This window comes from Candidatus Pelagibacter sp. PS_17, assembly GCF_059417945.1.
In genome coordinates, this window is the sequence record NZ_CM182073.1 from 1,055,789 (window position 1) to 1,081,372 (window position 25,584).

At 28.0% G+C, this 25,584-nt stretch carries 28 protein-coding genes, 1 tRNA gene and 1 pseudogene; 19 read left to right on the forward strand and 11 right to left on the reverse strand.

Annotation, left to right across the window (positions count from 1 at the left end):
- Entirely contained in the window at positions 1-477 is a 477-nt protein-coding gene (gene greA / locus AC5SML_RS05610) for a transcription elongation factor GreA (protein WP_006997805.1), read from the forward strand.
- Here the strand turns inward: greA and AC5SML_RS05615 are convergent.
- The 4 genes from AC5SML_RS05615 to AC5SML_RS05630 all read right to left on the reverse strand — a co-directional run bounded on the left by AC5SML_RS05615 (position 474) and on the right by AC5SML_RS05630 (position 4,391).
- Positions 474-1,748, reverse strand: a complete 1,275-nt coding sequence (locus AC5SML_RS05615; RefSeq protein ID WP_018413532.1) for a CCA tRNA nucleotidyltransferase — start codon at positions 1,746-1,748, stop codon at positions 474-476. The two genes, greA and AC5SML_RS05615, sit on opposite strands and share 4 nt — an antisense overlap.
- Positions 1,749-1,751: 3 nt before the next feature.
- Positions 1,752-1,825: transfer RNA gene (locus AC5SML_RS05620), tRNA-Gln, on the reverse strand.
- A 31-nt stretch (positions 1,826-1,856) separates the two neighbouring features.
- The gene (locus AC5SML_RS05625; RefSeq protein WP_271767242.1) at positions 1,857-2,702 is read right to left on the reverse strand and encodes a 4-(cytidine 5'-diphospho)-2-C-methyl-D-erythritol kinase; all 846 of its coding nucleotides are present in this window, start codon (positions 2,700-2,702) and stop codon (positions 1,857-1,859) included.
- Positions 2,703-2,705: 3 nt separating this feature from the next.
- Positions 2,706-4,391 carry a tetratricopeptide repeat protein gene (locus AC5SML_RS05630; RefSeq protein ID WP_494617011.1) on the reverse strand — a complete coding sequence of 562 codons (1,686 nt, stop codon included), beginning with the start codon at positions 4,389-4,391 and terminating at the stop codon, positions 2,706-2,708.
- Positions 4,392-4,402: 11 nt separating this feature from the next.
- Here AC5SML_RS05630 and AC5SML_RS05635 point away from each other — a divergent pair, with 11 nt between their 5' ends.
- From AC5SML_RS05635 to AC5SML_RS05645, 3 genes are all read left to right on the forward strand, one after another.
- Complete coding sequence (locus AC5SML_RS05635) at positions 4,403-5,134, forward strand: uracil-DNA glycosylase (RefSeq protein ID WP_494591621.1); 732 nt, start codon at positions 4,403-4,405, stop codon at positions 5,132-5,134.
- Positions 5,134-5,694, forward strand: coding sequence for a ribonuclease HII (rnhB, locus tag AC5SML_RS05640; RefSeq protein WP_494577808.1), 561 nt, complete (start codon positions 5,134-5,136; stop codon positions 5,692-5,694). The genes AC5SML_RS05635 and rnhB overlap by 1 nt, the downstream gene beginning before the upstream one ends.
- Positions 5,695-5,814: 120 nt before the next feature.
- Positions 5,815-6,885: a site-specific DNA-methyltransferase gene (locus AC5SML_RS05645; protein WP_494617013.1), complete on the forward strand. Its 1,071-nt coding sequence runs from the start codon at positions 5,815-5,817 to the stop codon at positions 6,883-6,885.
- On the opposite strand, the gene AC5SML_RS05650 is transcribed toward AC5SML_RS05645, so the two are convergent.
- Both AC5SML_RS05650 and AC5SML_RS05655 read right to left on the reverse strand, forming a co-directional pair.
- Positions 6,882-8,033, reverse strand: a complete 1,152-nt coding sequence (locus AC5SML_RS05650) for an FAD-dependent monooxygenase (protein WP_494577810.1) — start codon at positions 8,031-8,033, stop codon at positions 6,882-6,884. The two genes, AC5SML_RS05645 and AC5SML_RS05650, sit on opposite strands and share 4 nt — an antisense overlap.
- Complete coding sequence (locus AC5SML_RS05655; protein WP_494617015.1) at positions 8,033-9,013, reverse strand: A/G-specific adenine glycosylase; 981 nt, start codon at positions 9,011-9,013, stop codon at positions 8,033-8,035. Before AC5SML_RS05655 ends, AC5SML_RS05650 begins: the two co-directional genes overlap by 1 nt.
- Between AC5SML_RS05655 and AC5SML_RS05660 the strand changes: the two genes are divergently transcribed.
- The 15 genes and pseudogenes from AC5SML_RS05660 to rnhA all read left to right on the forward strand — a co-directional run bounded on the left by AC5SML_RS05660 (position 9,014) and on the right by rnhA (position 21,698).
- Complete coding sequence (locus AC5SML_RS05660) at positions 9,014-9,502, forward strand: DciA family protein (RefSeq protein WP_494617016.1); 489 nt, start codon at positions 9,014-9,016, stop codon at positions 9,500-9,502.
- Positions 9,499-10,089 (forward strand): thioredoxin domain-containing protein, encoded by a 591-nt coding sequence (locus AC5SML_RS05665; RefSeq protein WP_041185766.1) that lies wholly within the window; start codon positions 9,499-9,501, stop codon positions 10,087-10,089. The genes AC5SML_RS05660 and AC5SML_RS05665 overlap by 4 nt, the downstream gene beginning before the upstream one ends.
- A gap of 8 nt (positions 10,090-10,097) precedes the next feature.
- Positions 10,098-12,671, forward strand: coding sequence for a chromosome segregation SMC family protein (locus AC5SML_RS05670; protein WP_494617018.1), 2,574 nt, complete (start codon positions 10,098-10,100; stop codon positions 12,669-12,671).
- 8 nt (positions 12,672-12,679) lie between these two features.
- The gene (locus tag AC5SML_RS05675) at positions 12,680-12,955 is read left to right on the forward strand and encodes an AtpZ/AtpI family protein (RefSeq protein WP_006997793.1); all 276 of its coding nucleotides are present in this window, start codon (positions 12,680-12,682) and stop codon (positions 12,953-12,955) included.
- A gap of 12 nt (positions 12,956-12,967) precedes the next feature.
- Positions 12,968-13,702: a F0F1 ATP synthase subunit A gene (locus AC5SML_RS05680; RefSeq protein ID WP_006997792.1), complete on the forward strand. Its 735-nt coding sequence runs from the start codon at positions 12,968-12,970 to the stop codon at positions 13,700-13,702.
- 19 nt (positions 13,703-13,721) lie between these two features.
- On the forward strand, positions 13,722-13,949 hold the full coding sequence (locus AC5SML_RS05685; RefSeq protein ID WP_006997791.1) for a F0F1 ATP synthase subunit C: 228 nt from the start codon (positions 13,722-13,724) through the stop codon (positions 13,947-13,949).
- 5 nt (positions 13,950-13,954) lie between these two features.
- On the forward strand, positions 13,955-14,545 hold the full coding sequence (locus AC5SML_RS05690) for a F0F1 ATP synthase subunit B family protein (protein ID WP_494617019.1): 591 nt from the start codon (positions 13,955-13,957) through the stop codon (positions 14,543-14,545).
- Positions 14,526-15,032 (forward strand): F0F1 ATP synthase subunit B family protein, encoded by a 507-nt coding sequence (locus AC5SML_RS05695; protein WP_006997789.1) that lies wholly within the window; start codon positions 14,526-14,528, stop codon positions 15,030-15,032. The genes AC5SML_RS05690 and AC5SML_RS05695 overlap by 20 nt, the downstream gene beginning before the upstream one ends.
- A 39-nt stretch (positions 15,033-15,071) precedes the next feature.
- A complete protein-coding gene (gene crtI / locus AC5SML_RS05700) occupies positions 15,072-16,529 on the forward strand; it encodes a phytoene desaturase family protein (RefSeq protein ID WP_494617021.1) in 1,458 nt (485 codons plus the stop codon).
- Positions 16,529-17,380 carry a phytoene/squalene synthase family protein gene (locus tag AC5SML_RS05705; protein WP_494617023.1) on the forward strand — a complete coding sequence of 284 codons (852 nt, stop codon included), beginning with the start codon at positions 16,529-16,531 and terminating at the stop codon, positions 17,378-17,380. Before crtI ends, AC5SML_RS05705 begins: the two co-directional genes overlap by 1 nt.
- A complete protein-coding gene (locus tag AC5SML_RS05710) occupies positions 17,367-18,443 on the forward strand; it encodes a lycopene cyclase family protein (protein ID WP_494617024.1) in 1,077 nt (358 codons plus the stop codon). The genes AC5SML_RS05705 and AC5SML_RS05710 overlap by 14 nt, the downstream gene beginning before the upstream one ends.
- A complete protein-coding gene (locus AC5SML_RS05715; RefSeq protein ID WP_494617026.1) occupies positions 18,433-19,371 on the forward strand; it encodes a Brp/Blh family beta-carotene 15,15'-dioxygenase in 939 nt (312 codons plus the stop codon). The genes AC5SML_RS05710 and AC5SML_RS05715 overlap by 11 nt, the downstream gene beginning before the upstream one ends.
- The gene (gene ispH, locus AC5SML_RS05720; protein WP_271625759.1) at positions 19,361-20,305 is read left to right on the forward strand and encodes a 4-hydroxy-3-methylbut-2-enyl diphosphate reductase; all 945 of its coding nucleotides are present in this window, start codon (positions 19,361-19,363) and stop codon (positions 20,303-20,305) included. Before AC5SML_RS05715 ends, ispH begins: the two co-directional genes overlap by 11 nt.
- A pseudogene (locus tag AC5SML_RS05725) lies at positions 20,306-21,273 on the forward strand (homoserine kinase).
- Positions 21,273-21,698, forward strand: coding sequence for a ribonuclease HI (rnhA, locus tag AC5SML_RS05730; RefSeq protein WP_011281491.1), 426 nt, complete (start codon positions 21,273-21,275; stop codon positions 21,696-21,698). Before AC5SML_RS05725 ends, rnhA begins: the two are co-directional and overlap by 1 nt.
- Here the strand turns inward: rnhA and AC5SML_RS05735 are convergent.
- From AC5SML_RS05735 to AC5SML_RS05755, 5 genes are read right to left on the reverse strand one after another with little or no spacing between them, the layout of a single operon-like run.
- Positions 21,690-22,175 (reverse strand): peroxiredoxin, encoded by a 486-nt coding sequence (locus AC5SML_RS05735; protein WP_006997781.1) that lies wholly within the window; start codon positions 22,173-22,175, stop codon positions 21,690-21,692. The two genes, rnhA and AC5SML_RS05735, sit on opposite strands and share 9 nt — an antisense overlap.
- A complete protein-coding gene (thrC, locus tag AC5SML_RS05740) occupies positions 22,172-23,551 on the reverse strand; it encodes a threonine synthase (RefSeq protein ID WP_006997780.1) in 1,380 nt (459 codons plus the stop codon). Before thrC ends, AC5SML_RS05735 begins: the two co-directional genes overlap by 4 nt.
- The gene (locus AC5SML_RS05745) at positions 23,552-24,205 is read right to left on the reverse strand and encodes an SURF1 family protein (RefSeq protein ID WP_494576613.1); all 654 of its coding nucleotides are present in this window, start codon (positions 24,203-24,205) and stop codon (positions 23,552-23,554) included.
- 10 nt (positions 24,206-24,215) lie between these two features.
- The gene (locus AC5SML_RS05750; RefSeq protein ID WP_494617027.1) at positions 24,216-25,004 is read right to left on the reverse strand and encodes a cytochrome c oxidase subunit 3; all 789 of its coding nucleotides are present in this window, start codon (positions 25,002-25,004) and stop codon (positions 24,216-24,218) included.
- A gap of 2 nt (positions 25,005-25,006) precedes the next feature.
- Positions 25,007-25,543, reverse strand: coding sequence for a cytochrome c oxidase assembly protein (locus tag AC5SML_RS05755; RefSeq protein ID WP_011281494.1), 537 nt, complete (start codon positions 25,541-25,543; stop codon positions 25,007-25,009).
- Between the last annotated feature and the right edge of the window lie 41 nt (positions 25,544-25,584).

Below are 25,584 nucleotides of genomic sequence, written 5' to 3' on the forward strand. Positions count from 1 at the left end.
ATGGATAAAGAACCAATAACAGCAGATGGTCTTGAAAGTTTAAAGGAAGAGTTAATTTTTTTAAAAGAAAAAAAAAGACCTCAAATAGTTGCTGCGATATCTGAAGCAAGATCTCATGGAGATCTGAAAGAGAATGCTGAATATCATGCTGCAAAAGAAGAACAATCTCATAACGAAGGAAGGATTACAGAAATAAATGATATTATTGCAAGAGCAAATGTTATTGATGTAACCAAAATGAGTAATGATGGCAAAGTCATCTTTGGCTCAACTGTAGATTTAGAAAATTTGGATACTGGAGAAAAAATTACCTATAAAATAGTTGGAAAAGACGAGGCTGACCTTCAAAAAAAACTGATATTTTTTCAATCACCTATAGGTAGAGGTTTAATTGGAAAAAACAAAAATGATTTAGTTGAAATTAAAACTCCCGCAGGTGTAAAAAACTTTGAAATTAAAGATGTAAAGTACGTTTAATTACTTACTATTTTTTGAAGTTCTTTATCTGAAATTTTAAAATCATTACTAGTCCAGACTTCTTCTATTGCTTTTAACTTCTGTCCCAGCTCCCTTCCCTCAGGAATTTGATATTTTTCCATCAAAGTACTAGCTTTAAATGGCATAACAGGCATTTCTTTTTTTTTAAAAATTTCAATCATTTTAATTAACTTATTGTCTACTTTTTTGGATTTAAAAATTTTAAAATAAAGAACATCTAATAATGCCTCCCTGCCATTAAAATAAAAAATTTTATTTAGATTTTTTTCTGAAAAGGTTTGGTTCGTATTTTTTTCTAAATTAAACTTATTTAAAAATATAAGTCTTTTTTGATCTTTTTTGGATAAATTAAATTTATAAATAAAGTAATCTACATTATCAGTTCCATCAATAATCATTAAAGATAATAAGAAAATAAAGTCCATTTCAAGAAAGTTTTTTTTTGCAAAACTATTCATTTTATTGAATAGAGAAATATTTTTTATTTGTGGAAAAATAAGATTTATAATCTCTAAACAATCCTTATCCTTAGTTAACTTTAGAAAACCATTTGATTTTAATAATTTTTGAAATTCATCTATTAATCTTTCTGAGGAAATACTTGAAACACCGCTTAGGTTTTTTTTAATTGCTTTAATGACTTGTGGGTCATGACTATGCTTAGAATAACTAAGAAAAAATCTGACATATCTTAATACCCTCAAATAATCTTCTTTAATTCTGGTTTCTACATTTCCAATAAAATTAATTTTTCCACTTTCTAAATCTTTTTTTCCATCAAATGGGTCAAATAAACTTCCTTCAATATCCGCGTAAATAGAATTGATAGTAAAATCTCTTCTAGAAGCATCTTCTTTCCAGCTATCAGAGAACTCTACTTTTGCATGTCGTCCATCTGTATCAATGTCTTTTCTCAATGATGTAATCTCAAACTTTATATCATTAATTAACGCTGTAATTGTTCCATGTTCTATTCCACTCTCGTAATATTTTATGTCCTTTTTAGTAAGAGCCTCACACACCTCTTTTGGATTTAAATTAACTGCTAAATCTATGTCGTCATATGCTTCTTTATTAATAATCTTTCTTACACATCCACCTACATACCGGATTTCACTATTGCTAGAGTATGAATGAATTGCTTCAAATATTTTTGAAACTTCTGTTTCCTTTTTAATATTTTTGAAGCCTAAATTTATGTGATTAAGGTTTTGAGATCTAAAAAAAATTTTATCTAATAAATTATTCATATATGGCTGGCCCACAAGGATTCGAACCTCGGATCTCTGTACCAAAAACAGATGTGATACCACTTCACCATGGGCCAATATTAGTTGCATATATCACAAAAAAAAAAATTATATAGTTTTTGATTCAATACACCAGTGGTTATTAAATTTTCGTTTATATTGGCTGCATGCTTTTTTGCAGGCCTTTTTAGAATGAAAATAAGCCACTATTGAGGATCCTGATCCGGACATTCTAACAAATAGGGTGTTGGGTAAACCATTGAGGTAGGATTTAATTCTTTTAAGTTCTGGATATTTATTTAAGGCAACCTTTTCAAGATCATTGTCTAAATTTTTTAAATATTTTGCTTCAAATAGTTTCTGTTTAGGAGGGTTAAATTGAGGTTTGGAGAATGAATCAACTTTAGAATAAATATATTTTGTAGAACATCCAAAGTTAGGTTTCGTAACTAATATATGAAATTTAATTTTATTTTTGAATTTTTTAATATCTCCATTAGATAAAAGAATAGCAAGTGATGGCTTTATACCTAAAATCACATCTGATCCTATTTCATTACTTATTTTTTTTGAGTCATTTTTTTTTATTTTAATTAATTTTTTTTTAATAAAAAAATTTAATAGACTGGCAGCATTCATAGACCCACCTCCCATTCCAGCTTTTTGAGGTATATTTTTTATAACTTTAATTTCAAATTTTTTATTATTCAAAAGTTTTTTGTTATCTAAAATTTTTAACAATTTTGAAATAGTATTAATTTTACTGATGTTTTTAGAAAATCTTCCAATAAAATTAATTTTATGCTGTTTTGTATTGCTTTCTGTTATTGTAATTAAATCATGTAAATCGATAAAAGAAATTAAACTTTCGATATTATGAAGCTTTGATTTTTTTCCTGTAACGTTTAGAGCTAAATTTATCTTTGCATAAGACTTTATCTTAAAACTATTCATAATTTAGGAATTTTTTAATCCCTCTAATAATTTATTTTTAATAGTTTCTTTCATGGCATCTTCGGTCTCATCTAAATTTAAAACAGCTTGCCAAAAATATCTTGCTTGAATTTTTCTATCAAGCTGCCAAAGAATATCACCGTAATGATCATTAACTACTGGATCCTGAGGCATTAATTCAACTGCTCTTTTAAGAAAATTTTCTGCTTTTTCATATTCGTCGACTAAGTAATATGCCCAACCGATTGAATCAATAATGTATGGATCATTACTTCTGGCTTCATAAGCTTTTTCAAGCATTTTAAGAGCAGTATCAATTTTATGCTCTCTTTCTAACCACGAGTAAGCTAAATAATTTAAAACATAAGCATCATCTGGGTTAGCTTCTAGAGACTTTAATAAGTCTTTATCTGCTTTTACATAATCTCCTGATCTCTCGTAACTTCCTCCACGCCTATATAATATTTCAGCGTATAAGTCAGAATTAACATTCATTTTTAAAAGTATTTGATCATAAAAATTTATTGCTTCAATATATTTTTTTGCATTTTTATGCATATTTGCAATATCAAATATAATTTTTTTATTTGGGTTTTTAATTTCTTTAAATTTTTCATTGATAAATTTTAGAGATGCTTCTTTATTATTTTTTTTTAAAATAATTTGAGACTCTTTTTTTAACTTAAACCAATAATAAAATTCATGCTTTTTATCAAATGCTTCAAGAGTTTTTAATGTATTGGAATAATCATCACTCAAATAATAATTTTCAGCTAATAAAGACAAATTGAAAATAAATTTAGGATTTAAATAGTTAGCTATATTTAAATAAAAATTTGATTTCTCATAATCATTCTGAGAGGAATAGAGATTTGCTATTAGAAAAAATAGTTCACTAACAATGTCATTCGAATTTGTACATGAAAAAATTTCTTGAAAATTATCTAAGTTTTTATCTTCTATCCATTTTTTACCTTGAGAAATTAATACTGATGAATTTAAATAATCAAAATTATTAGTAACTTTTTTTGCCTTATCGTAATTATCTTTCTTGATTAAATAACTGATCAAAAAAAATACATACCTTGAATAATCAGCATCGTTTTGTGAATTAATTAATGTATTAAAATATCTCTCTGTATCTTTATCATTTAAATAACATCTTTGAAAAACTTCGTTAATAAATGAAAAATTTCCAAACGTATTAGTTTGTTTCACTAATTTTTTTTCTTCAAAAACTGATAAATATTGCTTGAAGGTTTCTGCAATGATTAATGAAAGTCTATCATTGTTAATAAATTCATATGATCTATCAATATAAACTTTACTTTTTTTAAAGTTTTTTTTCTTTAAACTATCAACTGCCAGCAACAGATTAGCCTGAAAAAAGTCAGAGTTGTTTTTTGTTGAGTTCTGTTTAACTTGATCAATTGCTTTCTTAACTTTGCCATCAAGTACTAAGGAAAATACATACCTCTCAAGATAGGCATCATGCTGTTTTATTAATATTTTTGATGAATTAAAAAATTTTAAAGCTTCTGTATTATCTAGATTTTCATAAGCTACAATTCCTGAAAAATAATTAGACAAATACCTTGCATTAAAATCATTTAAACTGGTATTTTTTGAGTATAATGGACTCTGATAAAGTATTAATATTAAAAAGAATTTAAAAAACTTTACCAACATTTGGCCATTCTATGTCTAAAAAAGTAATAAATCAAAAAACGAATTTTGACTCTGAGTTCTTAAACACTACTGGATCTGACTTTATTTTTGATGAAAAACCAATCAATAGACTAAAAAATACTAGTAATGATTTAAAAAAAGATCTGAGTATTCAAAAAATAGATAAAGTTAAAGAGCTTGAGAATCTTAAAGAACAAATAAACTCAATTAGTGATTGTAACTTAAAGAATAATTCAAAAAAAATAATTTTAGGAGATGGGAATATTAATAGCTCAATAATGATAATTGGTGAAGCCCCAGGCATTGAAGAAGATAACGCCGGATTAACTTTTATGGGTGAAGTAGGAGATCTTTTAAAAAAAATGCTGATTGCAATAAACATAAAAAAACAAAATATTTACGCAACTTATGCTGTAAACTTTAGACCTCCTGAGGATCGAAAACCAAATTCTACAGAAATTAAAAGATATTCCCAATTTTTACAAAAACATATTTCAATAATAAATCCTAAAATAATAATTCTTATGGGTAGTACTGCTATGGAATCTTTAACAGGTTTAAATAGTAAAATTTCTATTGAGCGAGGAAAATGGAAGGAAGTAATTATCAAAAATACAAGTTACAACGTTATCATAACTTTTAATCCCTCTTATCTTTTAAGAGCTCCTGAAAATAAAAAACATTCATGGGATGACTTAAAAAAGATTAAACAAAAAATCTTAGATCTAAAACTATCCATTTAATGAAAATTTTAGCAGGTGTTGATGAAGTTGGCAGAGGAAGTTTAATCGGGCCTGTTTATGCAGCAGCTATCATATTAAATAATTCTATTGATAAAAAATTATTGAAAGATTCAAAAACTCTAACAAAGGACAAAAGAGAAGAGCTTGAAAAATATATTAAAAAAAATTCTATATGGGCTATAGGCCAGGCATCGACTAAAGAAATTGAAAAAATTAATATATTGCACGCAAGTTTACTTGCAATGAAAAGAGCTATTCTTAAATTGAAAACAAAACCTTCACTTGTTTTAATTGATGGCAACAAACTGCCTGATCTTAAAAACTATAAATTAAAATATGTAATTAAAGGAGATCAAAAAATTCCAAGCATTTCTGCTGCATCAATTGTTGCAAAAGTCAGTAGAGATAAATTTATTACAAAACTTTCAAAAGAGTTTAATAATTATGGATGGGATACAAACTCTGGTTATGGAACCAAAGAACATTTAAACGCAATTAAGAAATTTGGTATTACTAAATATCATCGAAAAACTTTCTCACCTATTTGTGATCTTTTATAATTTTCACGTGTAACAGCACAACATCTAGTTCTCTTAAAAATTCAGACACAATTTGAATCTAGTTATTTCAATCTCAGGTTGACGCAAGAATCCGTATGGAGTCTAATTGTTTTATACAAAATGGAAAACAATTTTAAAAATAAGATTATTAATGGTGACAGTCTTGAGGAATTAAAAAAAATTCCAAGCGAAACCTTTGATCTTGTTTTTGCTGATCCACCATACAATTTACAATTAAAAAATTCACTTACTAGACCAGACAGAAGCAAAGTCAGTGCTGTTAACGATAAATGGGATCAGTTTGAAAGCTTTAAAAAATATGATGACTTTACGCTTGCTTGGCTTTCTGAATGTAGAAGAATATTAAAAAAAGATGGAGCCATCTGGGTCATAGGAAGTTATCATAATATTTTTAGAGTAGGCACTGCAATACAAAATTTGGGTTTTTGGATTTTAAATGATGTTATCTGGAATAAGAATAACCCAATGCCTAATTTCAGAGGAACAAGGTTTACAAACGCTCATGAAACTTTAATTTGGGCTTCTAAAAGTGAGAAGTCAAAATATACTTTTAACTATCAATCTTTGAAATGTTTAAATGACGATCTTCAAATGAGATCTAATTGGAATTTACCTATTTGTAATGGTGCAGAAAGACTTAAAAAAAATGGTAAAAAAGTTCACTCTACTCAAAAACCAGAATCTTTATTACATAGAGTTTTATTGGCATCATCAAACAAGGACGATTTAATTCTAGACCCATTCTTAGGATCTGGAACAACTGCAACGGTTGCAAAAAAATTAGGTAGAAAATATTATGGTATAGAGAAAGAGAAGACTTATTTTAAAGCAGCAGAAGAAAGGTTAAAAAATACAAAACCTTTGGAGGATAATTTCTTAGACACTTTAAAAAATAATCGATCTAAGCCTAGAATACCTTTTGGATCACTAGTAGAGCTTGGAATAATAAAGCCTGGAACAAGTATTTTTGATCAAAAGAAAAAAATAGTTGCTAAGATTATGGCAGATGGAAGTATCAAGCATAATCAAGCTGAAGGATCAATTCATAAAGTTGCAGCAACAATACTTGGTTCTGAAAGCTGTAATGGATGGACTTATTGGCATTGTACAGTGAATGGTGTTTCTGTGCCAATTGATAATTTAAGACAAAGATTAATTTCTAAAAATTAGTCTTTATAAATTTTACCAAGATAACTGTTAATAAATTTTTCATTTTTAACTAATTTTTTTATTACTAAATTTCTAATCCAAATTATTAATGGATTAGATAAATGAAAAGCAAAATAATTGAGTTTTGATTTCATATCAATCATCCTTACTCTTTTAACTCTTTCAGAGTTAAATTGAGTGTTTTCATTTTCTAAATTTTTATAAAGTTCATTGGCAACCTCTATTGATTGAGAGGCGCCTTGAGCAAAGGTTGGGGGTAAAGCAAAAAAGGCATCTCCAATGATAAAAGTATCTTTATTTTTTGGTTCATTGACATCAGAACTCACAAATATTGGAAAACATTTAATACTTTTTAGATTGTTCATTGTTTCAGTGGGTACTTGCTTTGATATTTCAGATACAATAGATGCAGCAAAATCTTTGTTCTCAAATAAAGAATAATCAGATAACTCTTTAGTGCTAAGCTTTTTTCTAAGAATGGTAATAAAATTAAACTGTCCTTTGCTATTAACTGGATAAAGAACTGAGTGTAAATTAGACCCTAAAAACAAAGATATATTCTCTGGGTTAATACCCTTAAGGGCACCCTGGTCTATTGTTGCTCTTAAGGCAATAGAGTTAAAATACTTTGGTTTAGTTTCTTTATTGGCAATTAATGATTTTGTTTTTGAAAAAGTTCCATCAGAGATAATTAAGTAATCACATTTAACAGATAAACCATCCTCAAAAGAAACTTCTTTATTTTCTGCTTCTTCATTAATTTTTATAACTTTTTTATTATAATGAATAATATTTTCATGAAGCCCATCTTTTAAGAAATTAACTAAAGTAGAGCGCTGTAAGGTAGTATGTTTTGTATTAGTGCTGTTAAACATGGATATATCTAAATCACATATTTTTTTATTATTTTTTAAAGAATAAAAATCTAGTTTATTGGGGTGAAATTTATCTTCCATCCTGATTTTTTGAAAATTTATTTGATTTAACAATTTGATACTATTAACTGAAAGTTGAATTCCATATCCTTTTTCCAAATTAACAGAAGCATTTTTCTCATAAATTGTGACTTGATAATTAGAGTTTTGACTTAAAAGATTTGCAATATACAGACCTGAAATACCGGCTCCTATTATTGCTATATTTTTCATTAAATCTTTTTTAAATAATTAAAAATTTTTTTAGTAAATGTGGGCAAAGTATAATCTTCAAGCTTAGAGCTATCAATCCAAGAAGAGTTAGAAATTTCACCTTTTAACTTGGAAAACTTGATTATTACATTCATATTCATATTGGATATCTTGAAGTTTAAAGCTTTTGCTAAATTATCAGGTTTGGGTATTTGCTTCATGGGAAATATTTCTAAATTCTTTAAAAAATTAAATTTAGTATTTTTGATTAACAAAAATTTATTATTCTTTTTATAAACTTCTAATAAATAAAATTTATCAATCTTCTTTTTTCTTTCTTTTATTATTTCAAAATCTTTTTTTTTAAAAGACTTACAATTTTTAATTAAAGGACATTGGTGACATAAGGGATTTTTAGGTCGACAAATCAATGCACCTAGCTCCATTAGTGCTTGTGCATAATCACTTGCTCTAATTGAACTACCTAATATTTTTTTACTCTTAACAAGGTTATCTTTTGCAATTTCTTTAGGTAATTTTAAATTTAATAATCTTTTAATTACTCTTTCAATATTTCCATCTAGGGGAATAAATGGCTTGTCGAAGGCAATTGCCATTATTGCATTAGAAGTGTAGTCACCTATTCCAGGTAATAATTTTAATTCATCAATCGTGTTTGGTAACCTTCTGTTAAAATTTTTTTCTAATATTTGTGCAGTCTTTTTTAAGTTTTTTACTCTTGAATAATAACCAAGGCCCTCCCAATATTTTAAAAGCTTATGTTCCTTAATTTTTGATAGAGATTTAATATCTGGAATATCTTTTATAAAATTATTAAAGTATGGAATTACAGTTGCAACCTGCGTTTGCTGTAACATAAATTCACTCACTAACGTATAATATTCTCGCTTAACTTGTGATAGCTCTTTTCTCCATGGGAGTGATCTTTTATTATTATCGTACCAATAAAGAATTTTTTTTGTTAGTATGGATTTGGTCATATGCATTTTAAAAATAATACTAAGCAGAGGTTTAAAACTATTCAAGGCTTAAGGTCTTTTAAAGACACTTTGCCAAAAAACATTAAAAAAATAATCAAAAAAAAGGGTCATATATTTTCTGAAACACTTAATAACTGGAAGTACATAGTTGGAGATGATCTTTTTCAAATATGCTATCCCAAATCCTTTAAAAATTCGAATAAATTTGGAGTAAGCACTCTTCAAATAATGGTAAAGAGAGGACATGAGATTGATTTAGAGTATTCTAAAAAAATAATAATGGATAAAATGAATAGTTTTTTTGGCTATGCCGTTGTTGAGAAATTGAAATTCATAAGCTTTGATGACGCCCAAACAAAGTTCAAAAAATTAGACACTAATGAAAATCATGTGACAAATATTAAATATGCAGATAGGATAAATAGTATTAAGAATGATAAAATTAAAAAATCATTACTTGAATTAACAAAACTATTTAAACAACGATGAAAAAATTCACCTCAACATTATTTATAATATTTTTAATCTTCTCCACTAAAGCGCTTGCTGCAGATAATGAAATGGTCAAAAGAATTTCTGAAGGAAAAGAAAGTGCGAAAATAACAATAATTGCATACGAGTCATTGACTTGTGGTCACTGTGCAAATTTTCATAAAGATGTATTACCTGAACTTAAAAAGGACTTCATTGATAAAGGATTAGTAAAAATAGAATTTAGACATTTTCCATTAGATTTAGCAGCTTTTAATGCATCAAAAATTGCTCAGTGTAATAACGATGGTAATTCAAATATTTTGCATATTTTATACTCTGGGCAAAAAAAATGGGCTAGAGGAAAAACTCCAGAAGAAGCAACGGGTTATTTAAAAAAATTCTTAGAAAGTGAAAGTGTAAACTTAGATTTTGAAAAATGCTTAAGTGATAAAGCTATAGAAGATTTTGTTTTAAATGATCGAATCGATGGGGTAAAAAAATTTGAAGTTAATGCTACTCCTACGATAATAATTAATGATAAAAAGTTTGATAAAGCCCTAAATTATAAGAATTTAAAAAAATATCTGGAAAAACTGATATAAGTTAGTCCATGGAGTTTAAAAAAATCCAATTAAACGGATTTAAATCATTTGCTGAAAAAACAAATTTTCTTATAGAACATGGCTTAACCGGTATTGTTGGTCCAAACGGTTGTGGGAAATCTAATATTGTGGAATCCTTAAGGTGGGTTATGGGTGAAACCTCAGCTAAGAGTATGCGTGGTTCAGGTATGGAAGATGTTATCTTTAATGGTACATCTAATAAATCTTCTAAAAATATAGCAGAGGTTTCTATTAGTGTAGATAATGCAAGTCATGATGGTCCAATGCAATATAAAGATTTAGATCATATTGAAGTTAGAAGAAAGATTGAAAAAGATAAGGGTTCAAAATTTTATATAAATGACAAAGAAGTTAGAGCTAGAGACGCTCAAATGTTTTTTGCAGATTTATCTACGGGTGCTCATTCACCATCAATGATTAGTCAGGGACGAATTGGAGCTTTAGTAACTGCTAAGCCTACTGACAGGCGTGCAATCTTGGAGGAAGCAGCTAATATTTCAGGGTTACATGTGAGAAGGCATGAGGCTGAACTTAGATTAAATGCTGCAGAGACAAACTTAAAAAGAGCTGATGAATTAAGAAGACAACAAGAAAAACAATTAGCAAACCTTCAGAAACAAGCTGAAGAGGCAACGAAATATAAACTTATATCTGAAGAAATAAAAAAAATTGAAGCAGGGCTATATTATTTAAAATTATTAGACATTGATAATGAGATTAGAATAGAAAATGAAATTAACAATGAAGCTGAAGGAGAAGTAAGTAACTTCAATCAACAGATTGCTCAATTTGAAAATTTAATTAAAACTGAAACAGATAAAGTTTCTCCCTTAAGAGAAAAAAATATAGAAAATCTATCCAAAATTCAAAGATTAAATTTAGAGCTACAAAATTTAGATGAAGAAAATGTTAGAACTCAAGATGAAATTGAAAATATTAAAAAATCCCTAAAAACTATCGAGGAAGATATAGACAGAGAAAAAGGGATTGTAATTGATGCTAACTCAAATGAAAGACGCCTAAAAGAAGAGAAAGCTGAATTAATAGAAATAGATTCTAAATATTTTGAAACAGAAAAATTATCAAACGAAGATCTTGAGAAGGCAAAAAACCTATTAAAAGATGAACAAAAATCTGTTGATGAAATTATTAATATTTTTGCTGATGGAAATATAAATATTGCTATTGGGCCAATTAAAAATGTTAAAAATACAATCACCAGAGCTAAAGAATTGATTAATAACAATGAAATTAATCAAGCGCTTACTTTACTTGATAGATGTCAAATTGAAATAGATGGTTTTTTAGATAATCTTGAAGATGAAGAGAGTAAGAAAAAGCTTTCTAATATTAATGAAAAAAATGAAAATATAAAATTATTGCAAGAAAAATATGCTGATAGTTTTAGTAAAAATCAATCAATAAAAAAAGAGTCTGTAAAAAGAAATGAAAGAATTAAAGCCATAGAATCAGAAGTTGAAAGTTGGAAAAACTTACTCTCTAATTCTGAAAAAATGGTAACAGAATTAACTGAAAGAAAAAATAAATTACTATCACAGTTAAATGAGCGTGATCAACAACCCAAAGCCCAAGCAGAAAGAAAAGGGCAAATTACTGAGGGTCTAAGAATTTCACAAAATGAAAAAATTGAAAATGAAAAAATAATTGAAGAAACAGATAAAAAGATAAACTCTTTAAGACTTGAGTTAAATGACGTTCAAGAAAGATCTATTCAAATCAGAGAAAGAAAAGCTAGCTCAGGAGCAACTGTCGAAGGTTTAAAAAAACGTAAAGAAGATCTGTTAGAAAGAGTTAGTTCTGAACTTAATCTTGAAGAAAATGATATTCTAGAAAATTCTAATTTAAATGGTGTTGAAGAGCTACCTGACTCTGTTGCGCAAGAAGATGTTTTAGATAAAAAAAAAAATGAAAGAGAAAAATTGGGATCAGTTAACCTTAGAGCTGATGAAGAAACTAGTAAATATGAAATAGAAATTAAAAAAATGGAACAAGATAGAGAAGATCTTGTATCTGCTATTATAAAATTAAAAGAAAGTATTAATGAATTAAATCAAAAAGGAAGAGAAAGACTATTAGAAGCTTTTGAAAAAGTTAATAGAAAATTTAATGAAGTTTATACAAAACTATTTAACGGTGGAAATGCAAAACTAGAGTTAGTAGACTCTGATGACCCTCTTGAAGCTGGTTTAGAAATGCTGGTAAGTCCTCCTGGTAAAAGACTTCAGTCTATAACTTTATTATCTGGTGGTGAACAAGCTTTAACAGCCTTGTCTCTTATTTTTGCAGTGTTCCTTACTAACCCATCTCCAATCTGTGTTTTAGATGAGGTTGATGCTCCACTAGATGATGCTAACGTAACAAGATTTTGTGGACTTCTTGATGATTTAACTAAAATAACTGACACTAAATTTATTATCGTAACTCACCATGCTCTAACTATGTCAAAAATGAATAGACTTTATGGAGTTACAATGCCTGAAAAAGGTATTAGCCAACTTGTTGCTGTTGATTTACAAAAAGCAGAGAGCATGGTTGCTTAACAATTTGAATGCCAAAAGATAGCCTTAAAACTCGCTTGGAGATTGCAAAAAATAAGCTTTCTAAGAAAAATCTGTATAAAAATGAAGAGGCGCCCTCTTCTATTGGGACTGCCTTTAAATTAAGTACAGAATTAGTGTCCGCAGTGGCAGTTGGGACAATTATAGGGTTTATTTTAGACAAGACCTTTGGTACTAAGCCCTGGTTAATATTAATATTTTTTTTTGTAGGTGTTGTTGCTGGAATTATAAACGTATTCAGATCTGCAAAAAATATGCAAAAATAGATTTAAAAAATTATGGCTACAAACCCGATGAACCAATTCGAAGTTTATAGAATTGGACCAGAAATTAAATTAGGCGCAATAGATATTTCTTTCACAAATGCAAGCTTGTTTATGGTGATTAGTTCTCTTGCAATCTTACTAATTTTTAATTTAGGGTCAAAAAAAAATTCTTTACTACCAAGCAAGATGCAACTTCTTTCTGAATTAAGTTACACTTTTGTTTCCAAAATGATTAGTGATACCGCAGGATCAAAAGCAAAACCTTACTTTGCGTTTATCTTCTCAATATTTATGTTTGTGCTATTCTGTAACATGTTTGGGATGATCCCTTATGCCTTTACAGTAACTAGCCATATCATTGTTACTTTTATCTTGGCTTCATTTATTTTTGTGGGTGTAACAATTATTGGATTTATGAAACATGGATTAGGATATTTAAAACTATTTGTACCTAGCGGAGTACCTGCTGTACTATTACCACTAATAGTTGTTATAGAAATAATTTCTTACTTAAGTAGACCAGTCAGTCTTTCAGTTCGTTTATTTGCAAACATGATGGCTGGTCATACAATGATGAAAGTTTTCGGAGGCTTTGTAATAAGCCTTGGAATAGTTGGTGGATGGCTTCCACTGAGTTTTTCGGTTGCATTAACTGGCTTGGAAATACTAGTTGCTTTTCTTCAAGCATATGTTTTCGCAATCTTAACCTGCATCTACTTAAATGATGCATTAAATTTACACCATTAACTAACATAAGGAGGATATAATGGAATTAGAAGCAGCAAAAATGATCGGAGCAGGACTAGCAGCAATAGCTCTAGCGGGTGCCGGTGTTGGGATTGGAATTATCTTTGGTAATTACCTTTCTGGCGCAATGAGAAACCCATCTGCAGCTCAAAAACAATTTCCTAATCTTTTATTAGGTTTTGCTTTAGCTGAAGCAACTGGCCTATTTGGATTAGTTGTAGCGTTAATTATTTTATTTGCATTTTAAATTTAATGATTAAAAAAATATTTTTTCAGTCGATATTTTTAAGCTTCCTGTTTTTTATGGAAGCTTTTGCAGCTGAAAGCGGTGGAATGCCTCAATTAAATCCAGAGTTTTGGGTTTCTCAAATTTTTTGGTTAATTATTACTTTAGGAATTTTATATGTTGTTTTATCTAAACTTATACTTCCAAAAATAAGTGCCAATCTAGAAACTAGAAAATCTCAAATTTTAGAAAATATTGAGGCTGCGGAAAAACAAAGAGAAGAAAGTGAACAAAAAATTGAAGAATACGAAAAGATAGTACAATCTAGCAAGAATGAAGCAAAAAACTACTTTAAACAAGCTAGAGAAAAAGTACTGAAAGATATTGGTGTAAAGAAAGAAATACTGGAAAAAGAGCTTGATGAAGAAGTTAATAAAGCTGAGATTGAGATAAAAACTTTTAGAGATAATGCACCAGAAAAAATCAAAAAAATTGCTGTAGAGACCTCTTCGGACTTACTGCAGGAACTAATAGGAGCTGAAGTTAACAGTAGTAGTATTTCTGCAATAGTAGAAGATCTTTCAAGAAAAAAAATGGATGAATATTATGGTAATTGATGCAACTTTTTGGGTAGCTATATCCTTTTTAATATTTATTGGAGCTTTAGTTTATTTAAAAATACCTCAAAAGATTAATGAACTTTTAAATAAGCTTATCCTTGATATTAAAAATGAAATAGATGAAAGTGAAAAACTAAGACAAGAGGCAAAGGTTTTATTAGATAACGCTCAAAATAAACTTGATACCGCACAAACTGTGAGCAATGATATTTTACAACAAGCCAAAAAAGATAGCGATCATCTTATAATCGAAATGAATGATAAATTTCATAAATCTTCAGAAATTAAAAAAAGTTTAGCAGAAAATAAAATTTCACAAATGAAAGAAGCTGCACTTAAAGAAATAAAAGATGTTTCAATTAAAATTGCTGTTGATTCTGTTAAAAAAATTATTAACACATCTGTTGATAAATCAAAACTTGATGGTCTTTTTGAAAAAAACCTTGAAGAAACAAAAATAGCTTTAAAAAAAATAAGCTCATAATTACCTTACAATTTTTTAAAAAAACTATAAATTAACCCAATGAAATCTATTGTCATTGGTTCTGGATTTGGTGGTATAGCTGCAGCATTAAGATTAAGAGCCAAAAATCATAAAGTAACTTTAATAGAAAAACACCCTGACTTGGGTGGAAGAGCTAGAGTGTTTAAAAAAAATGGTTTTACTTTTGATGCTGGTCCAACAGTAATTACTGCGCCATATCTAATTGAAGAGCTTTTCACTTTATTTAATAAGAAGTCTCAAGATTACATAAAACTCACTCCCTTAAAAATTTGGTATAGATTTATTTATGAAGATGGAGGTGTATTTGATTACTCTGGTGATGAAGATCAAATGAAAAAACAAATTGAAGAAATAAACAAAGATGATGTCAAAGGATATGAACAACTTGTAAAATTTACAAAAAAAATATTTGATAAAGGCTTCACAGAACTAGCTGATGTTCCATTTGATAAACCTCTTGTGATGATGAAACAATTGCCTTCTTTACTAAAACTTAAAAGCTATAAATCAGTTTATTCATTAGTTTCTTCATATATAAAAAATGAAAAATTAAGACGTATGCTAAGTATGCATCCTCTTTTAGTTGGCGGAAACCCCTTTACTACAACATCAATATACGGATTAATTCTATATCTCGAAAAAAAATGGGGCATACATTACTCAATGGGTGGAACTGGGAACATAATCAGTGGCTTAGAAAAATTAATGATTGAACAAGAAATTGAATTAATCAAGGGACATGAAGTAACAGAAATAATTTCAAGTAATGGAAAAATTAGTGGAGTAAAATTAGACAATCAAAAAGAAATACTTTCAAATAATGTAATATGTAATGCTGATCCTCCTGCTGTATATGAAAAACTTCTAAGTCCAAAAAAAACAAGCCCTCTATTTAAATGGAAACAAAATCGAATGCAGTATTCTATGGGTCTATTTGTTTACTATTTTGGAACAAAAAAAACATACCCAGATGTTGAGCATCACACAATCAAATTTGGTGATAAGTATAAAGAACACTTGAGTGATATTTTTGATAATAAAAAATTAAATGATGACATAAGCTATTACCTTCATAGACCATCAGCTACAGACAAATCAATGGCGCCTGAAGGAAATGATTGCTTTTATGTTCTTGTACCCGTCCCAAACAATCAATCCAAAATTGATTGGAAAATTGAAGGTGAAAAAATGAAGAATTTAGTAATAGATAAAATGGAAAAAGCATTACTACCGAATCTTAGAGAAAATATTATTGAAGATTTCTACTTAACGCCAGATTATTTTGAAAATGAATTGAATACCAAATTTGGATCAGGTTTTTCGATCCAGCCAAAATTTACTCAATCTGCATATTTTAGATTTCATAATAAATCAGAAATTTATGATGGATTATACTTTGTTGGAGCAGGAACGCACCCGGGTGCAGGAGTTCCAGGTGTACTCTCTTCAGCAAAGGTTTTAGATAAAATATTATAATGTCAAAAAATAATTATTTATCTATTTATGCCAAGTCGTTTAATTGGGCAGGTTTTTTTTTACCAAAAAATATTTATGAAAAATGCTCATCTCTTTATGATTTTTGTCGAACAATAGACAATATTGCTGATGATAAAAATGAACTAAATATTAAAAAGAAAAATTTACTAATCTTTAAGAATAATTTTATAAATAAAAATTTTGATAATTTGATAATAAAAAATATGTGGATCCTTATGGAGGAAAATAAAATTTCAATCAAGATTGTTGAAGATTTATTTGATGGTATTGAGTCTGATTTAAATGAAGTAGTAAAATTTAACAAAAAACAAGAATTGTTAATATACTCTTATAGGGTTGCTGGTACTGTAGGCTTAATGATGGCAAAAATTTTAGGTGTACAAAATAAAAACTCCATGAAATCAGCAATAGACCTTGGTATTGCAATGCAATTAACAAATATTTCAAGAGATGTCATTGAGGATATGAATAATAATAGATTTTATATTAATCATGACTTCGAGACTATAAAGAATACATTAAGTATGGCTGATTTGTTCTACGAAAGCTCCTTTGCCTCTATAAAAGAAATTCCTTTTAGGTTTAGGTTTGCAATACTTGTTGCTAGAAGAATTTATAGAAAAATTGGTGCTAAAATTTTACATAAAGAAAATATATACAATTACAATAGAAGCGCAAAAATATATGTAGCTAATTTAGGTAAGTTGTACCAAACATTTCTATCTATATTAGACTTGATAAAACTCATATTTATAAATGAAAAAAACCACCTTAGAAATAAAGAGCATCTTTTAATCAATGAAGAAATAGATTTAAATGAAAGAATTTGATTATATCATAATTGGAGGTGGATGTGCAGGATTGTCACTTGCGTATGAGTTGGACCTTCATAACAAGCTAAAAGATGCAACCTTAGCAATCATAGAGCCACGATTAGAATACAAAAGAGATAAGACTTGGTCTTATTGGAAGACCATAGATCATAACTTTCAAGATTGTGTTCAGAAAAGTTGGAATAATTTTTCAATAAATATACCTGGAAAAACCAAATTTTTAGAGTGCAACGGATTACCTTATGAAGCTATAGATAGTGGTTTATTTTATGAAAAAATAAATGAACGATTAAAAAAAAATAAAAATATTAGCTTTTACGAAAATACTAATGAAATAGACCTAAATAGTGCTTTTATTTTTAATAGCGTTCCCCAACTGGATTCTAAAGAGGATAAGCTCTGGCAACATTTTAAAGGTATTGAGATCGAAACTAAAAAAAACGTATTTGATGATGAGATTTTTAATTTGATGGATTTTGATTGTGATCAACGTGATAGCGTTCATTTTTTTTACACATTGCCTTATACAAAAAATAAAGCTTTAATTGAAACTACTTGGTTATCTAAGATAAAAAATGATTCTTTAAAAGATTATGATGAACAATTAAAAAATTATATAAGAAATCATCTTAATATTAAAGATTATAAGGTTACCTATAGCGAAGTAGGTGCAATCCCATTATTTCATCCCACAGTTTCTAATGAAAGAAATAAAATGAACATAGGTACTGCTGGGGGAATGACTAGATTGAGTACTGGTTATACCTTTTTAAATATACAAGAGCACAGCAAATACATAAGAAAAAATATTCACACTATCAAAGAGAGTAAAAGATATGAAATTAATAAAAAATATAAATTTTTGGACGAAATATTTTTAAAAGTTCTTAATTATCATCCTGAAAAAATGGCAAATATATTTTTTGATATGTTTAGCAATTCGCCTGAGACAATTATTAAATTTTTGTCTAATAAAAGTAGTTTATTACAAGATTTATTTATAGTACTCAAAATGCCTAAATGGCTTTTTATCAAAATATTTTTTAAAAATGATAAATAATCAAATTAAAAAAATTAATTTCTTTCATTCTATTATTTTTTTGTTTTTTTCTACTTCACTTGCTCTTATTTTTGATCAATTTAAAAGTCTGTCTATATCTCCAATTATTTGTCTATTACTAATCCTATCAATTGGAATCTCACATGGTGCATTGGACAATCAAAAAGGTAAAAGACTGATAAAATTATATAATATTAATAATATTTATTATTTTTACTTAATTTATTTAATAATTGCTGCTACTATAATTACTATTTGGTTGCTTGCACCAACTTTATCACTGATCACTTTTTTAATTGTTGCTGCCTATCATTTTGGTAAAGAAGATACAGAATTTCTAATAACTAAAAAATCTAACATAAATATAATTCTTTATTTTCTAAAAGGAATATTAGTTATTATTGCACCCTTAATGTTTCATTTTGTTGAAACAATCAATATTTTTAAATTACTATTAATACAAAATGAAAGTTTTTATCTATTTTTAAATTTTATAGAAAATAATTATATAATTACTTTTATTTTTTTAATCTCTTTACTCACAAATATTTATTTTTTTTTAAAAGATTTCAAACCAGTTAACTTATTAATATTTTTTGACTTCACTTCAATTTTAATTTTAAATTACTTCTTTGCACCTTTGGTCGCCTTCACATTATATTTTTGCTTTTTGCATTCTTTTAGGCACTCTCTCTCATTAATTACTGAATTAGATAAATATAATTTTAATAATGGACTATTAATTTTTATCAAAAAAGCTGCGCCCTTGACAATTTTGACTGCTATTTTCTATTTGTTAAGCTTATATTATCTTTCAAATCATTACCTGGTAAACGATGCAATATATAAAGTTATATTTATTGGTTTGGCGTCCTTAACCTTTCCACATATATTGCTTGAATACTTTCTAGAAAAAAATGAAAAATAAAGAAATTAAAATATTATTATCAGCACCACGTGGCTTTTGCGCTGGTGTTGAGCGAGCTATAGAAATTGTCAAAAAAAGTATTACAAAATATGGAGCTCCAGTTTATGTGCGTCATGAAATAGTTCATAACAAACATGTTGTGGATAGTCTTAAGGCAATTGGTGCAATATTTGTAGAAGAGCTTGATGAGATTAAAGATAAAAGTAGGCCTGTAATATTTTCTGCTCATGGTGTTCCAAAGTCAGTACCACAACAAGCAAATGGCTATAAGATGGAATATATAGATGCAACTTGTCCACTTGTATCCAAGGTGCATAGAGAAGCAGAAAATCTTTATAAAGCTGGATACCATATTGTCCTTATAGGACATATTAATCATCCCGAAGTTATAGGAACTATGGGGCAATTGCCTGAAGGCTCAATTGATTTAATTCAGGATGAACATGATGTTGAGACTTATGAACTAGATGATAATAAAAAAATTGCTTATGTTACCCAGACAACACTCTCAGTTGATGACACAAAAAATATGATTAAAGCTTTAAAAAAAAAATTTCCTAAAATTAAAGAACCATTTAAAGAGGATATTTGTTACGCAACTACTAATCGTCAATCTGCTGTAAAAAATATAGCTAAAAAATGTGACATGTTTTTTGTTTTAGGAAGCAGAAATTCTTCAAATTCTGTGCGCCTAGTTGAGGTAGCTGAACAATCAGGGTGTCCTCATTCTGAATTGATACACTCCGATAGTGAAATTCCATTTGAAAAATTAGAAAATTGCAAAGTTATTGGTATTTCCTCTGGAGCCTCTGCACCAGAAATTTTAGTTGAAAACTTTATTAACGAAATTAAAAGTAAATTTAAAGTAAAAATCGAAATTGTTGAGATCATAAAAGAAAACATTGTATTTAAAGTTCCAGGAAAATTGAATTAAATGGCTGTATACACGAAGTTAATTAAAAAAGATATTTCATCATTAATTAACAATTATCAAATTAATAAAATAGAAAAATTCCAAGGTATAAAAAAAGGAATTGAAAATACAAATTATTTATTAAAAACAAAACAGAATAAATTTATTTTAACAATTTTTGAAAAGCGGGTTAAAAAAAAGGATCTACCTTTTTTTATGAATTTAATGGAGAAGTTAAATCATAAAAAAATTATTTGTCCTAAACCTTTAAGAACTAAAAAAGGAACACATATAACAAATATTAAAACAAAATCAGCCTGTATTGTAACTTTTTTAGAAGGCAAGGATAAAACAATCCTTAACAATAAAAACTGTTTTGATGTGGGAAAAAATATTGCAAAATTTCATAAAGTTACTGCAAAATTAAAATTATATAGGCAAAATTCTATGTCGATACATAGACTTAATGATTTGTTGAAAACTATAAAATTTAAATCTAATCAAATTACACCTAACCTTAAAAACACGCTCAACCTGTGTCTAAAAGATATCAAAAATAAATGGCCCAAGAATCTACCTCAAGGAATTATTCATGGGGATCTTTTTATAGATAATATTTTTTTTAATAAAAATAAATTTTCAGGTTTTATTGATTTTTATTTTTCATCTAATGACTATTTGATATATGAAATTGCAATCTGCATTAATGCTTTATGTTTTGATAAAAAAAAAATAAGTTTGTAATGAATAGTAGTAAGATTAAAAACTTAATTAATGGATATGAAAGTATAAGAACTTTATCTAAAAAAGAAAAAGATGCACTAAATGTAATGTGTAGAGGCGCTGCATTACGATATCTTTTAACAAGGATATATGATTATTTTAACACTCCAAAAACTGCTTTGATTAGAATAAAAGATCCTATGGAATATCTACAAAAATTAATTATTCACAATAATCTTGGTCACTATAAAGATTATTATAAGTAATGATTAAAATTTATACAGATGGATCATGTTTAAATAACCCCGGTAATGGTGGTTGGGCTGCAATTATAAACCAAAATGGTGAAGTCAAAGAAATTAGTGGGAGCGTAAAAGACACTACTAATAATAAAATGGAATTGATGGCTCCTATTATGGCTCTAAAACAAATTAAACAAAATGATCAAATTGAAATCTATACAGACTCACAATATGTAAGATTAGGAATTACTGAATGGGTGCATAAATGGATAAAAAATAATTGGCAAACTTCAAAGAAAGAACCTGTTAAGAATAAAGAACTTTGGATACAACTATACGAGCTAACAAATCAATTTGAAATAAAATGGATTTGGGTTAAAGCACATGCAGGTAATGCCCTAAATGAAGAAGTAGATTTACTCGCAAAAAAAGCTGCTGAATTAAACTAATGATAGAAAATTTTGTGCTGCTGAAATTTCACAAGCACCAGCGTCTTCCTCTTCTTGTAATTTAATAACTTTAAGATTATCAATTAACATTGTGTATCTATTAGATCTAATTCCCAATCCTCTGGCACTTTTATCTACATCTGCACCTATTGCTTTTGTAAATTCTAAGAAAGGATCTGCCATCATTATAATTTTATTTTCTACATTTTGGCTTTTCCCCCAAGAGTCCATTACAAACGGATCATTTACAGAAATACAGACGATGTGATCTATGCCTTTTTCTTTATATTTTTCATAGTTATTTACGTATCCAGGCAAGTGTTTAGCTGAACAAACGGATGTATATGCTCCTGGTAAACCAAAAAGAACAATTTTTTTATCCTTATAAAATTCATGCGTATTTTTTTTAGTAGGATTACCATCTTCCATAATAAAAAATTCTGAATTTGGTATGTTATCGTTCTCTTTTAATTTCATTGTAATTTTTCCTTAATATATTTTTGAGTTTCATTTATATTATTTGAAATTATATCATAATTTTCTTTTTCATTCATTATATATTGTAATTCATTTGGAAGACTTGACTTGATACCAATTGATTTATCAATTGCGTCTGGAAACTTACAGGGGTGTGCTGTTGCTAAAACAATATTGTTACCTTCTATGTTAATTTTTTTTAATGCACCAAAGCCTATTGCACTGTGGGGGTCTAATATAACATTATATCTATTATGAACATCTTTAATAATATTTAAAACTTCAGTTTCACTCATATTTTCTGAAAGAAAATCTTTACTAATTTTTTGTAATTTATCTTTTGGAATAATATATTTTCCCTCTTCTTTAATTTTTTTCATAACATTGCCAGTTTCAACATCATTAAAATCATTTAAATCATAAATTAATCTTTCAAAATTACTTGCAATTTGAATATCCATACTTGGCGAATTTGTTTCAATCACTGTTTCAGCTTCATATTTTCCATTTGTGATTGCTCTATGCAAAATATCATTTTGATTTGTCGCTACAATAAGTTTATTTATTGGTAGACCCATTTTTTTAGAAAGATAACCAGCATAAACATCGCCAAAATTACCAGTTGGAACTGAAAAATTAACAAGCCTGTCATCCCGTATTTGAAAATATGTATAAAAATAATAAACAGCTTGTGCAATAATTCTTGCCCAATTTATTGAATTTACACCAGACATGTTTATTGAATTAGAGAATTCTTTATCTGCAAACATTGCCTTAACTAAATTTTGACAATCATCAAAATTACCATTTATAGCAATATTAAATACATTTTTTTCTTTAACTGTAGACATTATTTTTCTCTGAACCTGTGAAACTTTATTGTGTGGGTGTAGAACAAATATATTTATATTCTCTTTACCCTTAATTGCATCTATAGCAGCAGCACCAGTATCTCCTGATGTTGCAACTATAATATTAATTTGTTTACTATTTTTACTTAGATAATATTCATAAAAATTACCAAGTAACTGCATTGCTATATCCTTAAAAGCAAGTGTTGGACCATGAAATAATTCTAAAATCTTAGCATCACCAATTTTTATCAAATCTACGACGTTATCTTTTCGAAATGAAGAATATGACTTGTCTACAATTAATGACAGCTCTGCTTCTGTCATGAAATCACCAATAAATGGGAAAATTATTTTTTTTGCTAAGTCTTGATAGCTTAAATTACTTAAAGAGTTTAATTCTTCAGTAGTGTATTTTTTTATTTTTTTTGGGATAAATAGACCACCATCATCTGCTAGTCCTTTGATAAATACCTCCTCAAAACTGTACTCTTTTGAGTTATCTCTAGTGCTTATATATTTCATCTAATAATTTTTTTTTCTCAAATATAAATATATTAAAAGAATTGAAATCGCTAACGAAAACCAAGTTAATGCATATTTTTTATGATTATTTGAAATATTTGCTGTAATTGATTTTGGTTTAGGAAATTCATTATTTCCAGAAAGATAAATTACATAAGGAGAAAAATTTTTACCTGTGAATTTAAAAATATCATCTCTATCTAATGTAAACCAGTAATTTTCAGATAGATCGTTTTCAGGCTTAAACATATTGGGTTTGATTTGTTTTCTCAAAACTCCATTAATATAGTTTTCATCTATTACGTTTATAGTTTTATCTTCTTTTTTATTAAATGGTATCCAGCCTCTATTTAATAAATAGTTATTATTTCCAACTTTTAATGGGTTAATAACTTCAAAGCCCGGTTTCCCTTTTTCATTTAAGTTATAAAGATAAATTTGTTTTTCAAAATCAATTGATCCTCTAGTCTTAATTCTAAGATAATTTTTATGTTTACTATTTGATAAATTGACAGGTATGTCTTTCAGAGATGACTCTATTTGATTAATTAATTCTAATTTCCAATTAAGTCTAATAATTTGCCAACTCCCTAATGCTAGAAAGACAGAAATAAAGAAAAATACAAAAATAGAAAATAAAAATTTATATCTCAAGAGCTAAAAATTAACTTCCCCAAATATAAATGGCAGCAAATAAGAATAACCACACAACATCTACAAAGTGCCAGTACCAAGCAGCTGCTTCAAATCCAAAGTGATGCTCTTCAGTAAAGTGGTCTTTTCTTGCTCTCATTAAACATACCGCTAAAAATATAGTACCAATGATAACATGGAAACCATGAAATCCTGTTGCCATATAAAATACTGAGCCATATATATTTCCTGCGAAATCAAAAGTTGCATGCTGATATTCATAAACTTGCAGTAGTGAAAAAGAAAAACCAAGTATCACTGTTAGAACTAGTCCTTGAATAAAGCTTTTTCTATCACCTTCTAGCAATGCGTGGTGTGACCATGTTACTGTCGTTCCTGATAATAATAAAATTAATGTATTGATTAGTGGGATATCCCATGGATCAAAAGTTACAATATCTTTAGGTGGCCATATTCCTCCTATTGCTAAAGATGGAAATAAACTTGCATCAAAATAAGCCCAAAACCATGCAACAAAGAACATAACTTCTGAAGCAATGAACAATGTCATTCCATATCTGTGGTGAATTTGTACTACTGGTGTGTGATGACCTTGGTGCTCTGCTTCGATAACAACATCTCTAAACCACATGTATGTTCCATATAATAGTAGTGCTAATCCCAAATACATTCCCCAAGAAACTTCGCTATGTAGATAATAAACTGAACCTATTGCTAAAATTAAGCATGAAAATGAAACGTAGATAGGCCATGGACTTGGGTCTACTAAATGATAGTCATGTTTTTTTTCTGCGGACATTTTTATAATTTTGATTGGTTATAGTAATCTGATGAAAAAAAAGTATAGGACATAGTTACATCTTTAATATTTTTAGTATTGGGATCATTTACCATTTCTGGATCCAAATAAAAAGTCATAATATAAGTGGCCTTTTCGCCTGCTTTTAAGGCCTGTTTTTCAAAACAAAAACATCCCAATTTGCTATAATATTTACCAAATGATGATGGAGAAACATTGAAAGATGCAACTCCATAAGTCGTTTCATTGCCATAGTTTTCAACTTCAAATTCGATTCGGTTCACTTGACCAATTTTAACATCCATAACATTTGTTTTTGCTTTAAAATTCCAAGGAAGTTTATTTACATTTGTATCAAAACGAACGCTAACTTTTTGGTTTAAAATTATATCTGGCGCTTCTCTTGATATTTGTGTTGTTCCACCAAACCCAGTTACTCTACAAAATAAATCATACAAGGGTACTGCAGCAAATGAGAGTCCTAACATTAAAAAAAATATTCCAGCTAAAAGAATTGGAGTTAAGGTTTTATTTTTCACTATATTGATCTATCAAAAACACCCGTATTATAAAGTGTAAA